Below are 14,333 nucleotides of genomic sequence, written 5' to 3' on the forward strand. Positions count from 1 at the left end.
TTTAGTACTAGGCAACAAGCTGCAGACAGCTTGTACAGTCGAGTGACTGTGCAAGGTTGGAGATAGCACTTGCGGAGCAAGTCACCCCTGCAGAGTACGGCAAAGCGAGTTCAAATACTCCAGTGGAGTGTTTGAAATTGGAAATAAGGAAACGATGTTTCCTCACTCGTCGAAGCAATAAAAGAAAAACTAAACGACTATATACTCAATGAAAATCAAAAGTAGCCTAAGAAACGAAGTCGAAGATAGAACTCTGTTACTTTCTTATTTCAAGGTAACAGGCTGAAAACCTCCACTGGAGCTTTTCACTCATCAAGGCTCTTGACAACGGATAATGTTGATTTTCGAAGAGTATTAGTCAATAGCCTCTTCTTCCTCCAGAACTTGCCGAATCAAGGCCATAACCTGGTTTCTATCCAACTTCCACTGGGCCCGCTCATCCTTGCCAAAAGTACGATTCGAGAGAAAAATCGCAGCTTTCTGCAAGGGACGGTTATACATGATAAAGGTCCCCGTATAGCCTGTGTGCGACAACCAGTCCCCCTTCTTATCCCAAGCCAGAGACCGCTTGCGCTTATCATCAAAACCGTAATCCTGCGTTAAATTCACCGCAAAGTCAGCCGTCAGATAGTGTTCCAAAAAGATTTCCAAATCTTTTACGGTCGAAAAGAGGCCCGCACTTCCCGCGTGGAGGCCCAAGACACGCGCCTTGGGATCATGCACCACACCTGCTTTGACGCCACGCACCGTCGGCACCGCCTGACTGACTGGTCCAAAGGAGGTTTGGGACATACCAAAGGGCTCTAGAACGTCTCGACTAATCAGCTGGTCTAGACTGTCTCTACTCAGTTCCTCCAGCAAAAAGCCCAGCAGGAGAAAATTGATGTCTGTATAGAGAAAATCTTTCTTATCCGTTACGGTAATCTTCAAAATCGCTTCCTTGAGCTGGTCGGCGTCCAGACTATCCCGATTGGGAATGAAGGGATCGATACCACTAGTATGGGTCAATAATTGCCGAATGGTGACCTGACTATCCGCAAAAGCTGGATAATAAGACTGCAAGGTCCTATCTAGCTCCAAAGCTCCGCTATTAACCAGAAAAGTCGCAAGAGTCCCCACTCCAACCACCTTGGAAACAGATGCCAAATCATAGGTCAAACCCGCCTCAACTGGTAACTGACCATCCTGAGTCCCTAAATAATATTCCTGCCACTGACCCTTAGAAAAAAGAGCCAGACTGGCACCAGGATAAACTCCTTGCCCAATCTGCTCTGAAATCTTATCTAAAATCGCTTGTCTCATTTTTCGAACCACAATTCAATACCACTTGGGTCAACCGTTTGGATAAAGCTTGCTTTTTTATCTTTAAAGAATGGTCCTTCCAACTGGCTTTCCAAATGCACCCAATCAAAGTCCTGCTCGACGGGAAAACACAGGCCTTCTAAATCCCAAACTTGTTCTGCAGGAGTTAATAAATCCTTACCTTCTGCTCCAACAAAACGCAAAAAGGCTTGTTGAGGTAGGATGGCCTCATAATAGTCTTGGCTGATACTAGCTTGTGGGGTATTAAGCCAAATAGATTCTACTGTAAAAGCAGTCAGACCAGAAAAGTCATCCTGCACCTTAAATGGAACAGGTGGAAGGATCGCTTTTAGGTCATCAAGAGACGCTTCTGCATGCAAAAGGAAGGTGTCTCCTTCTGGCGACACAGCTTCAAAACCATAGCCATTTTTTCCTTGGTAGAGCTTACTATACTGTGAACCTTGCGCCAGCAAAGCTTCAATTTCAGAGGCATTATCTACTTTTATCACAATTTTATTCAGTTTTTTAAGCCCTTCGACAGCACGGGTGCGATTACCAGGAGATTCTGTCAAAACGAGCTTCGTTTCTGGACTTGTTCTATCTCCAAAATCAGCAAAAGGACCATCTTCTAGCTTGGTTTTCATTCCTAGATTTTCTTCTAAAAATCCTTGATTAATAGCCCTATTATTAATACGTAAAATAGGGACTATAGCTTCATTTTTTCTCAACACGATACATTTCACTCCTCAGTCATTCTACAATATTGTATAAAAAATTTCATCATTTTACAACTAATTGTATCGTCGTTTTATACATTAATATTTTTATATATACTGATAATTTTTAGACAAACACTGGCTTATCAGATATAATAGCTATTATAGACTATTATCCTAAAAAAGAGGAGAATTTATGCGCTTTAATCAATTTTCTTTCATAAAAAAAGAGACCTCTATCTACTTGCAAGAACTTGATTCTCTGGGATTTCAACTGATTCCTAATGCAAGTAGTAAGACAAATTTAGAAACCTTTGTCAGAAAGTGTCATTTCCTGACAGAAAATACCGACTTTGCCCTGTCCAACATGATTGCGGATTGGGACACAGACCTGCTGACCTTCTTCCAGTCTGACCGTGAGTTGACAGACCTGATTTTCTATCAAGTGGCCTTTCAGTTGCTAGGCTTCGTGCCTGGTGTAGATTATACAGATGTGGAGGAATTCCGCAAGACCAGCCAGTTTCCTATTGTCTACGGAGATGTCATCGATAACCTCTACCAACTCCTCAATACCCGTACCAAGTCTGGAAACACCTTGATTGACCAGCTGGTCAGCGACGACCTAATCCCAGAGGACAATCGCTACCACTTCTTCAATGGCAAATCCTTGGCAACCTTTTCGACTAAAAACCTTATTCGTGAGGTGGTCTATGTCGAAACACCTGTTGATACGGCGGGGACTGGACAGACTGACATTGTCAAGGTTTCCATTCTCCGTCCTCACTTTGACGGGAAAATCCCTGCGGTGATTACCAACAGTCCCTATCATCAAGGAGTGAACGATGTAGCCAGCGATAAGGCCCTGCATAAGATGGAAGGGGAACTGGCTGAAAAACAAGTCGGTACCATTCAGGTCAAGCAGTCCAGCATCACCAAGCTAGACTTGGACCAGCGAGACCTGCCTGTCAGCCCTGCTACTGAAAAACTGGGGCACATTACTTCATACTCCCTCAATGACTACTTCCTCGCTCGCGGCTTTGCCAGCCTCCACGTGTCTGGTGTTGGCACGCTAGGTTCGACGGGCTACATGACATCTGGCGACTACCAGCAGGTTGAGGGCTACAAAGCGGTGATTGACTGGCTGAACGGTCGTACCAAGGCCTACACAGACCATACTCGCTCGATTGAGGTCAAGGCCGATTGGGCCAATGGTAAGGTGGCGACGACAGGACTATCTTATCTCGGTACCATGTCCAATGCCTTGGCAACAACTGGCGTGGACGGATTGGAAGTCGTCATCGCAGAAGCAGGGATTTCCTCTTGGTATGACTACTACCGTGAAAACGGGCTGGTGACCAGCCCTGGCGGCTATCCAGGCGAGGATCTGGACAGTTTGACCGCCCTGACCTACTCGAAAAGTCTGCAAGCAGGCGACTTCCTCCGCAATAAAGCAGCCTACGAAAAAGGACTGGCTGCCGAGCGTTCCGCCCTGGACCGCACCAGCGGCGACTACAATCAATACTGGCATGACCGCAATTATCTGCTCCACGCTGATAAGGTCAAGTGCGAGGTGGTCTTTACCCACGGCTCACAGGACTGGAATGTCAAGCCGATTCACGTCTGGAATATGTTTCATGCCCTACCAAGCCAGATCAAAAAGCACCTCTTCTTCCACAACGGGGCCCATGTTTATATGAACAACTGGCAGTCCATTGATTTCCGCGAGTCCATGAACGCCCTGCTCAGTCAAAAACTGCTAGGTTACGAGAACAACTACCAACTGCCAACGGTTATCTGGCAGGACAACAGCGGTGAGCAGACTTGGACGACCTTGGACACCTTTGGCGGTGCAAACGAGGCTGTCTTGCCACTGGGAACTGGAAACAAGACCATTTCCAATCAGTATGCCCAAGAAGATTTTGACCGCTACGGCAAATCCTACCCTGCCTTCCACCAAGACCTCTATGCAGGCAAGGCCAATCAAGTCAGCATCGAACTACCTGTAACGGAGGACCTCCTGCTCAATGGACAGGTCACGCTGAAACTCCGTGTAGCTTCTAGTGTAGCCAAAGGCCTCTTATCTGCTCAGCTATTGGACAAGGGAAATAAAAAACGCCTAGCTCCAATTCCTGCGCCTAAAGCAAGATTGAGTCTAGACAACGGTCGTTACCATGCCCAAGAAAATCTGCTGGAGTTGCCTTATGTGGAGATGCCGCAACGCTTGGTGACCAAGGGCTTTATGAACCTGCAGAACCGCACCGACCTGATGACTGTCGAGGAAGTGGTGCCAGACCAGTGGATGGACCTGAGCTGGAAACTGCAACCGACTATTTATCAGCTGAAAAAAGGTGATGTCTTAGAGCTGATTCTCTACACCACTGACTTTGAGTGCACTGTTCGGGACAATTCTCAATGGCAAATCCACCTTGATTTAAGTCAATCACAGTTAATTTTACCGCACTAATATTTGATTTTCAGTTCTAAAAAGAGGCTGGGCGTTTCCGCCCGGCCTCTTTGTCGCTGTTTCATAATGGTTTAGATTTGATCTTTAGATTTTTTGTTTATAGCTGTAGCGACTACTGTCAAGCTAATTCCAGCTAAACCAAGGCCTACTAAGGCTAGGTTATTGCGTTGTTCACCTGTTGCAGGTAGGGTTGCTTTGTTTGCAGAAGGTGCACCTTTGTGACTCAGTGTCGGATTCGATTGTACTGAAGGAGTTGTTTTTACTTCTTCTTTCTTCATTTCCAAGCTACCTTTTACAAGGATACGATTTTGACCTTCAACAACAGTCTCTGATAATAGGTTGGTTGCGACAACTTTACCATCAACTATGACATCTTGATAAACAGATACTGTTTTACCTGCTTTTCCTTCTTGAAGAAGGTATGATTTGCCAAGCGCTAGGCTTGCATCATATCTGATTTCTTCTTTGATAGGGAGAGCTTCTTCTACCTTTCGTTCTTTTGTTGTGAAATCTAGCTTTGGTTTTTCCGCTGTTTTTGGCGCGACTTCTGGAACTGCTGTCTTAGGTGTAGAGTCTTCCGCTTTTGGGTGCTCAGCCTTTGGCATTTCCTCCTTCGGCATGTCTTCTGCTTTCGGTTGCTCCATTTCTGGTTGCTTAGCCTCTGGCATCTGTTTGTCAGACTCTACTTTATCAGTTTTCGGTGCTTCCATTTGTGGTTTGTCCACTTTTGGTTGCTCAGCGTCTGACATTTCCGTTTTTGGTGCTTCCGGTGTTGGAGGAGTCGGCTTATCAGCCTCTGGTTCCATTGGTTTTAGAGCCTCGTCCTCAGCTTTCGACGTAATATCTGGTGTTTTTTCCACTAACATGCCTTTTGCAATCAGACGGTTGACTGGGGCTTTACGGTCTTCTGAAAGGAGATTACTTGCTATGACATTCCCTTCAACAATCACATCTTGATATTTCTTAACCAATTCGCCTTTTTGACCTTCACGAAGAACCTTTGTCTGACCAAGTGGCAAACTAGCATCGTCTTGTTCTTCAACCATATAATCCAAAATTTCTCGCTCTACTCGCTCTTTGACAGTAAATTCTAATTTTGGTTTTTCAGGCGCTGTCGGTGCTGTATCAGGATGTTTCTCTACTAACATGTTTTTTGCAATCAGACGGTTGACTGGGGCTTTACGGTCTTCTGAAAGGAGATTACTTGCTATGACATTCCCTTCAACAATCACATCTTGATATTTCTTAACCAATTCACCTTTTTGACCTTCTCGAAGAACCTTTGTCTGACCGAGCGGCAAACTAGCATCATCTTGTTCTTCAACCATATAATCCAAAATTTCTCGCTCTACTCGTTCTTTAACAGTAAAGTCCAATTTTGGTTTTTCAGGAGCTGTCGGTGCTGTATCGGGATGTTTCTCTACCAAAGTACCTTTTGCAATCAGATGATCAACTGGATCTTTACGTTTTTTGGAAATGAGGGTACTTGCTACAATTGTATCACCAACAATCACATCTTGATAAGTCTCAGACTCTTCGCCTCTCTCACCTTTTTGTCGTTCCTCTTTCTCACCAAGTGGCAAGTTTGGATCTTCCTGCTCTTTCGTTTCGAAATCTAAAAATTGATATGTTGTTCGTGTTTGAACTTTAAAATCTAATTTTGGTTTTTCGGCTACTCTAGGTGCCTCCTTAGGAACTTCTGTTTTGAGGTTATCACCTTCTATTTCTTCAGCTCTCTCTTTAATCCTTTTGAGTGCTGCTTCTGAATTCCCAACAGATACTCTAAGTAAATCTCCTTCTTGGCTAAAAGTACCGCTATCCTCTCTTTGCTCTAAATATGTCTTATACTCTTTTTCAATTTCTGGATCGTTAATATATTTTTTACGATACTGAGCAACCTCACGTGTTAATCGTTCCATCGTAATATGGTGTTTAAAATCAGCCAATCTTCCATATACACTTTGAATCTTAGCATCCCCCTCTTCAAGTGTATGAGCAAGTTTTATATCTGCCTCTCCAACACTTAAAAAAGATTCCCAAGTTTCTTTTTGCAGTGAATAATCTGATTTAGTATAATCTCTAAACACCTCCAGCTCTTCCAAATCTCTTTCTAGCTCTTTTACAAGTTTTTTGAGATTTTGAAGAGGTGAATTTTTAACTTCGGTATTCTCTGATATTTCTTCCTTAGCTTCGCTTGTGAGGGCTGCTGGGGCAGGAGTTGGTTCTTCTGATTTTTCAGGTTCAGAGGCTATATTTTGTTCAGCAGACTTCACTTCTAGATCTGCCTTTTCAGCAACTGGAGTTTCTGATGTTGCTGGAACTTCTTCCTTAGCTTCTGGCGCAACTTTTGATTCAAGATTCGTATTTTCTGTACTTACTGTTCCAGTAATCTGTACTGTTGGCTCGGTTTCTCCCGTTGGTTGAGTTGCTTCAACTTGAGTAGATTCCGAAGCCACTGTCGTTGCAAAAGCGGTTGGTATCGAGACCCCAGCCCCAAGTAAGCAAGTGGCAATTAGCACTGAGCCTACACCGACTTTAAATTTACGAATACTATATCTGAATTTTTTCTTTGCAGTTTCCATTTCTATTATTCCTAATTTATATTTTATTATATACTGTTATTGTACCATGATATTCAGGTGTCGGGTGTATTTTTTATATATTAAAACTCTACCGAATAGCTACATTTCTTCATCATTGAATACATGTAACTCTTTTCTACCATTTGTCAAGTCCATCAAGGTATTTGACGAAAAATATTTTGAGTCTCGTAATCCAAATAAAGAAATTATTTTATTTTGGACTAAAGTTTAGTGTAAAAAGTGTATACAAAAGCAACACCTTATGTTGAAATTTTTTGATAAGGTGTTACAATGATAGAGCATAAACAGTTTTACCGATTTTGGGTAGAAGTATAATCGTAAAGCTTATTATGCGTAATGAGGTAATACATTGTCCGAATGAGACGATGTATGGAGGCAATCGTGTGTGGCTTCGTAGAAGTCGTTTGCGATTGTCTTTTTCGTTTCTCATAAAAGTCGGCGATATGGCAAGGATTGGTGTGACTAGCTGAAGCGATATTATGAATGCACTTGAACAGAATCTTTCTAGCGTAGGGATTTCCACGTTTGGTAATGTGTTCCTTAGCGATGAAGTTACCAGATTCATAGTGTCTCAGGTCAATACCGATAAAGGCATTGATTTGATTGGCAGACTGAAAACGGCGAATATCTCCCAGTTCGCCAACAATACTTGTTGCAGTAGTCTCAGCTATTCCAGGAATAGAGAGCAGAATGTCATATTCAGGTAATGGTTGAGCTAGTTCCACCATTTCGTCTAAGACTGCCTGTCTCTGTTCAGAAAGTCTAAGCAATTCTTTTGTATAGTAACGGACCTCTTCCAGCATTGGAGAGGTTTTCTTGACGGCACAATAAGATTGATTAGCTAGTGCTATCAGTTTCTCGGCCAAGTACGCCACACGCTTGTCCGAAATCCGTTTTGAGGTGGACTGACGAATGCTCTCTGAGAGTTCATCCTTGCTTAAATCAAGCACGAAGTCCTTGCAAGGAAAAGCTATGACCAGGTTCCAGTATTGTTCACCAGTTGGTGTTGACAAGATATTTTCCAATTCAGGGAAAGTGACCTGTAAGACCTTGTGCAGGCGGTTTTTAGCTCGAACGATGTCCTCGGTCAGATTCTGATAGAAACGGCTGAGATCCCGCAGATCTTGATAGACTTCTTCTTGGACATAAGTGGGTTTACGATTCAGTACAAACTGAGATTGAGCTAGTTTTTCAGCGTCAATTTGATCTGTTTTTCGCACACGCAAGCTATCCAGTTGCTTCTTGGCTTCTAAGGGATTGAGTCGTGTATAAGCGTAGCCATGTTCATCCAGAAAAGCTTGAAGACGACGAGAATAGACACCTGTTGCTTCAAAGATGATTTCTGGCTTGTGGACGGTTTTCAAATCTCCAAGTAACCGAGAAAAGCCAATGGCATCATTGGACATGGTATAGCCATGAACTTTCTCACCATTGACTAGAATGGCCACTTCTGAACTTACCTTACTCACGTCAATCCCAAATACTACTCGCATGATATTACCTCTTTGTCTTGAATGATTCCTTGTTTTAGTGATGTCATTTTCAATACTCGACGTCTGGCGTCCCACATACTTTGATAACATTCTTTCTAAAACAGGTGCCTTGCCAGTTTTTGATGCGACGTCTAGCGTCAAAAGAGTTCTCGACTTAACAAGACACCTCTACTTTATCATCTTGAGAATGAAAAAAGTAGTGAGTACTCTCTCTCGTCGGAGATTTCTTCACTACTAATCTTAGTATGTTTTATAGTGGATGTATAATCACACCCTGCACCACACGGTTAACGGTGCCTGTTGGAGATGGTGTATCTGGCAAATTCTTGCATTTGATAGCTGCCATAATGGATACCGTTTGGGCAAAGATGATGTAAGGGAAGGTTAAGAAGACATCTGGCAAATCTGCTCCGCCCTCTGCCAAGACAAAGTTGGCTGCTTCTGTACCGACCAACTTATCAGCCGACAATGCCACTATCCGCTCTGCTATGCCATCACCATGGACTTCATTGAGCAAGTCCACATCGTACTGGCGTGTGTAGCCATCGTTTGAGGTAAAGAGGAAAATCAAGGTCTTTTCGTTGATGAAGGATTTTGGTCCATGACGGAAACCGAGTGGTGACTCGTACATGGTCGCAATCTTGCCTGCTGTCAATTCCAGAATTTTCAACTGAGCTTCGTGGGCAAGACCATAGAAACCACCTGAACCGAGGTAAATCACTCGCTCAAAATCAAGGTTGATCAAGTCTTGCACGTAGTCTTCACGGTCCAAGACATCTTGACCCAGACGGGCAATAGTCTCAACCCAAGCAGCTTTTTCTTCTTGACTGGCTGGTGAGAAGACGAGGAGGGCTGTCAGAGCCATACAGCTGTAAGAACCCGTCATGGCAAAGCCCTTATCGTTTGAACCAGCTGGTTGCAAGAGCAGGAGATTTTCAGCATCTCCTTCAGCCGCTAGTGCCAGCTTACCTTCTGGTGCACAGGTAATGGTCACTTGATACAATTTATCTACCAATTGCTTAGCGACTTCAACTGCTGCCACACTCTCAGGTGAATTACCTGAACGAGCAAAGGATACCAAAACTGTTGGCACATCTGCCTGCAAATAATCATATGGACGACCAACCAGCTCTACTGTACCAATGGCAGAAAAACGAATGTGTTTCAAGTCATTGACTTGGTTGAGGTAGTTGGCAATGCTTTGACCAACAAAGTCAGAAGTCCCTGCACCTGTAAAAACAACGTGAACAAAGTCATGTTTTTCCTTGATTGATTTTAGAAAACTCTCGATTTTTTCCAATTGGTCAAGATAGAGTTGATACGCTTCCTTCCATAAGCCTGGCTGTTGATAAATTTCGGTCGCCGTAATCATAGCTCCCAACTTTTCAAGTTCTTCTTTTGCTAAACGGAACATAGCTCCTCCTTGATTTCTGGTTATAACCAGTTTTTTCTTATATTATAGCGAATTTATCCCTAAAAGTCAATTTAAAATAGATTAATATGTCAAATTTATATCCGATGTTGCTGACTATAACTTATTTTAAGAAGGTAGCATTATCTACATAAAACATGTTATAATATTTACTACGCCTCTGCCTTTGAAAATTTTTAACAATAAGGAAAAATAAGGCAAGGAAAAATTACAAACAAGGTCTAAACCCTTGGTACGAAAGGAATCTTAAAAATCTTATGATGAACATGCAAAACATGATGCGCCAAGCTCAAAAACTTCAAAAACAAATGGAGAAGAGCCAGGCTGAGTTGGCTGCCACTCAATTTACTGGTAGCTCTGTACAGGACTTGGTTACTGCTACTTTTACTGGAGATAAGAAATTGATTTCTATCGACTTCAAGGCTGATGTTGTGGATGCAGACGACCTTGAAACCTTGCAAGAAATGACAATCCAAGCCGTCAACGCTGCACTTACAAAAGTTGACGAGGCAACTCAGAAAAAACTAGGTGCCTTTGCAGGTAAATTACCTTTTTAAAAGAAAACGCGATTGGATATTCTCCTCTCGCGTTTTTTTATTCAAAATTATAAATCAAAGACTGAAATTGCAGGAAAAAGAGGTCTGGATAACGTCGATTCTCTTTCATTTCCTCCATCAGACTTTGGAGATCAGTCATGTTGTCAGTGATGATACCATCCACTTGTAGCAGCAACATCTTGGTCATACTCTCTTCTTCATTCGGTGTCCAAGCATAAACTGACTTCCCACGAATCCAAGATTTTACCATAAAGTTTTGATCAAGCGAGGTATACTCCATAGTATAGCCGTCAGCAACCGTCGTCGGATAGATAGAGTTGAACGGAAGAATAAAGAAGGATACTAATTTCTCGCTATACTGCTTTATTTCGATAATAGTACGGTAATCTAATGATTGCATCTGGTGTCCTTTGGTAATCAAACGTTGACCGTATTTTTTTAAGAAATTCTGGGTGAGGTTTGGCGAATCTGCCTTGGTCACTTTAATTTCTACCAATAATTTCTGTCCCAGCTCATCCGCTTTTTCAAGATATTCGTCAAAAGAAGGAACTGGAGCTGCCATGCCGTTTTCTGATGCAGTCATCCCTGTCAACTCTGCAAGAGTATAGTCATGTGTACCTCCGGGATTGCCCGTCAAAGCCAATAAATCCGTATCATGCATGACAATAAACTGACCATCCTTCGTCTCCTGAACATCCATCTCAATGTAGTCTGGCTTGAGTTGAGAGGTTTTCTCTAGGGCCTCGATTGAGTTCTGGACAGCATTGCCATTGTCAACACCGCGATGGGAAATGGTAACTGGCAGGGTATCGAAGGGATAGTAGAGTGCAAGCGCTCCTTGGGTACCGAATACCAGACCAGATACTAGTAAAATTGCCAATCGCAGGCGATGACGGAGGCGTTTACGGCGGTAGTTTGGCAATTGTTTCCCTGTTAAGAGACTAATGAATCCCATCATAAAGAGCGCAACTACTCCGTAGTAGGCTAATTTTAGGATTGCATAACAAACAACTGCCAGCCAATATGAAGGGCCTGTGTCTGGTAGATAAGGTTCAGCCACTAACTGTACTAGATAGAGCAATATCCCTATTCCTGTAAATAGGAGGACTGGAAAAGTGACCAGCCAAATCAGACGGAAAAAGGAACTGACTTGTTTTCTTCCCCTGGTCTTCTTCCAAGAATAAGCGATGGACTCCTTCACACTCCTGTGTTCAAAGTAAATGTTCGGCAGAGCGTACATAAAGCGTGATGCGAGCCAGAAGAACAAGAGGAGAAAGAACAAAATCAATATCCCTAGCCAGACTGTGTTAGATAGGTAATCTACGATAAATTGGGGTACTACGATTTTATTAAAATAATAGATATTTAATACCCGTCGTAAAAACGGGAGAAGAATAACTGAGTAAAAGAGCAGAAATAAAACCTTTGGTAGGCTGCTGTGACGGATAATCGCCACCATACTATCTCGTACATCCCGTAAATAGTCGGGGAGGTGCTTGACTTTTTCATCCAACAGTTGCCAAACCCCTGTGAACAATAGAGCTAATTCTAGATAGGCAATGGCAATGTTGACAAAAAAGAGGAGAATAAACAAGCCTGTCACGAGCAGATTTTCAGCAAACACCGACAACAAATTCGTCGGTGAAAGGTAGGCATGCCCTGTCATAGCTAAGAGCCCCTCAGAAATCCATGAATTGAGCGGTATCCAAACAAATTCCATAAAGGTAAACAGGGTAAAAAAGAGCAAAAGAATCTTGTCTAAGTTGTAATATATTTTTTGAAATTCACGTTGTATCTTTTTCATGACTCTAGTGTCCCATATTCTGACAGGAATTGCAAGCCTTCATCAAGGATGGAAGATTGTGAAAGTAATGAATGAAGTATAGAAAAAATCAAGTTCCTAAGCGGAGCTTGATTTCTTACATTTGATTTGCTTTACTATTTCCAAGCCAAAGTAAATCGAAAGGCTACATAAAATACGAATCACTATCTCACTATTGTTGTAACATTAATTGTGCTTGTTTAACAATATGCTCTGCTGTCAGTCCATAAACATCCATCAAATATGCCTGTTGACCAACTTGACCAAAAGATTCCTCAATACCAATTCGATGTACTGGGGTCATCAAATCCGTAGCCATTAATTCACAAATGCTACTACCTAGGCCGCCAATTCGATTATGATTTTCTACAGTTAATACTGGCCTTCCCGATAATAGAGCTGGTATGTCTTCATGAATTGGTTTGATACGAAAAAGATCAATGACTTGAACAGATACTCCTTGAGCCTCTAACTGATCCGCCGCCTTTAATGCCTGCTCTACCATAATACCACTCGCAAGCAAGGTCATATCCTCCCCTTGCCTAAGGACACAGTAGCCTTTGCTAAAATCTTCTCCACCTTGATAAATAGCCGTTGGTGCTTTCCGAATGGTACGAATGTACTTCAACCCGTCTACCTTGATGGTTTCTTTAAGAACAGCTTGAAACTGGACATCGTCACTGACCTCATAAACACGCGCTTTTGGAATGAGCCGCATTAAACCCAGCTCCTCAAACGGCATGTGAGTCCCACCATTCATCTCCGCTGATACCCCCGCATCGGAACCAATGATCGTGGCATTAAGCTGGGCATAAGCTAGAGAGATAAACACCTGATCATAGACTCTACGACTAGCAAATGGTCCGAAAGTATGAATGTATGGCTTGTATCCTAGAAGAGATAGTCCGGCTGCTACCCCTACCATTTCCTGCTCCATGATACCTACATTGACATAGCGTCCACCCAGAACAGAGGACAATTTGTTGGTAGCCATTGAACTGGATAAATCTGCTTCAATAGCTGCTATGGTTGTGTCTTCCTGCCCTACCTGAGCTAGAAAATCACTATAAACCAGTCGCATCTCCTTTGTCTGTCTCATTCCGTCACCTCCAACTCTCTCGCTAAAACAAGAGTTACTTGCTCTAAATCTTCCCGTAATTGACCCGACAAACGCAAATGGTGATTGCTTTCTAATTCTTCTAAGAAGGCAACTCCCTGCCCCTTAGTAGTATCAAGAACGATACATTTTGGTTGAGGAGACTTACTTGACTTCATTGTTAGAATAGCATTTATAATAGCATCTATATCGGCACCATTCACACGCACTGATTCCCAACCAAAAGCCTGAAATTTTTCAACAAAATCAAAGGTTTGGCAAATATCATGGGTACGACCGTCTAGTTGTTTTTTATTGTCATCCACAAGCAAAATCAGTTTCGATAGTTCGTGGTGGGCTGCAAACTGAGCCGCTTCCCAGCATTGACCTTCGTTAAGCTCCCCATCCCCTACCAGAGTATAGGTATAGTACGGTGACTGTTCTATCTTCTTACCATAAGCAACACCTGTCGCGACACTCATCCCTTGCCCCAACGAACCTGTTGTCATATCCACCCCTGGCGTTAAGTTTCGATCAGGGTGTGAAGGCAAATGTGTTCCATTTTGATTTAGCGACAAGAGAAAATCTCTATCAAAGAAGCCTTTCAAATACAACGTGCTATAAAGTGCTGGACCTGCATGTCCCTTAGACAGAATAAAGTGATCCCGCTCCTTAGAAGAGAAATTCTGGACACGAATGTCCAGAATTTCTCCATATAGAGCAGCCAACACTTCTACGATTGATAAGCTACCACCATAATGACCAAATCCTAATTGATTCAAAGTCGCCAAGGTATGGTAGCGAATTTCTTTGGCAAATCGTTTCAAATCAGCTGTACCACTAGTCAT

10 protein-coding genes are annotated in these 14,333 nt (G+C 42.8%); 2 read left to right on the forward strand and 8 right to left on the reverse strand.

All coding sequences use genetic code 11. The annotated features are described in order from the left end of the window. Positions 1–354 precede the first annotated feature (354 nt). Positions 355–1,302 carry a serine hydrolase domain-containing protein gene (locus K5Q34_RS05890; protein ID WP_172115551.1) on the reverse strand — a complete coding sequence of 316 codons (948 nt, stop codon included), beginning with the start codon at positions 1,300–1,302 and terminating at the stop codon, positions 355–357. Beyond that, positions 1,299–2,033: a CppA N-terminal domain-containing protein gene (locus K5Q34_RS05895; RefSeq protein WP_172115549.1), complete on the reverse strand. Its 735-nt coding sequence runs from the start codon at positions 2,031–2,033 to the stop codon at positions 1,299–1,301. The genes K5Q34_RS05890 and K5Q34_RS05895 overlap by 4 nt, the downstream gene beginning before the upstream one ends. A gap of 181 nt (positions 2,034–2,214) precedes the next feature. Between K5Q34_RS05895 and K5Q34_RS05900 the strand changes: the two genes are divergently transcribed. Next, the gene (locus K5Q34_RS05900) at positions 2,215–4,482 is read left to right on the forward strand and encodes a Xaa-Pro dipeptidyl-peptidase (protein ID WP_172115547.1); all 2,268 of its coding nucleotides are present in this window, start codon (positions 2,215–2,217) and stop codon (positions 4,480–4,482) included. A 71-nt stretch (positions 4,483–4,553) separates the two neighbouring features. On the opposite strand, the gene K5Q34_RS05905 is transcribed toward K5Q34_RS05900, so the two are convergent. From K5Q34_RS05905 to K5Q34_RS05915, 3 genes are all read right to left on the reverse strand, one after another. Beyond that, entirely contained in the window at positions 4,554–7,064 is a 2,511-nt protein-coding gene (locus K5Q34_RS05905) for a G5 domain-containing protein (protein WP_221864669.1), read from the reverse strand. Positions 7,065–7,375: 311 nt separating this feature from the next. Beyond that, a complete protein-coding gene (locus tag K5Q34_RS05910) occupies positions 7,376–8,578 on the reverse strand; it encodes an IS110 family transposase (RefSeq protein WP_301182776.1) in 1,203 nt (400 codons plus the stop codon). Between the two features lie 250 nt (positions 8,579–8,828). Next, positions 8,829–9,992 (reverse strand): SIS domain-containing protein, encoded by a 1,164-nt coding sequence (locus K5Q34_RS05915; RefSeq protein ID WP_221864670.1) that lies wholly within the window; start codon positions 9,990–9,992, stop codon positions 8,829–8,831. 275 nt (positions 9,993–10,267) lie between these two features. On the opposite strand from K5Q34_RS05915, the gene K5Q34_RS05920 reads away from it, so the two are divergent. Then, positions 10,268–10,567, forward strand: coding sequence for a YbaB/EbfC family nucleoid-associated protein (locus K5Q34_RS05920; RefSeq protein WP_221864671.1), 300 nt, complete (start codon positions 10,268–10,270; stop codon positions 10,565–10,567). Between the two features lie 37 nt (positions 10,568–10,604). Here K5Q34_RS05920 and K5Q34_RS05925 read toward each other — a convergent pair whose 3' ends face one another. The 3 genes from K5Q34_RS05925 to K5Q34_RS05935 all read right to left on the reverse strand — a co-directional run bounded on the left by K5Q34_RS05925 (position 10,605) and on the right by K5Q34_RS05935 (position 14,333). Next, positions 10,605–12,371 (reverse strand): glycerophosphodiester phosphodiesterase, encoded by a 1,767-nt coding sequence (locus K5Q34_RS05925; protein WP_221864672.1) that lies wholly within the window; start codon positions 12,369–12,371, stop codon positions 10,605–10,607. 190 nt (positions 12,372–12,561) lie between these two features. After that, positions 12,562–13,488, reverse strand: coding sequence for a transketolase family protein (locus K5Q34_RS05930; protein ID WP_172115709.1), 927 nt, complete (start codon positions 13,486–13,488; stop codon positions 12,562–12,564). Then, complete coding sequence (locus K5Q34_RS05935; RefSeq protein ID WP_044674546.1) at positions 13,485–14,333, reverse strand: transketolase; 849 nt, start codon at positions 14,331–14,333, stop codon at positions 13,485–13,487. Before K5Q34_RS05935 ends, K5Q34_RS05930 begins: the two co-directional genes overlap by 4 nt.

The organism is Streptococcus sp. 2018110 (assembly GCF_019754115.1).
GTDB lineage: Bacteria > Bacillota > Bacilli > Lactobacillales > Streptococcaceae > Streptococcus > Streptococcus hashimotonensis.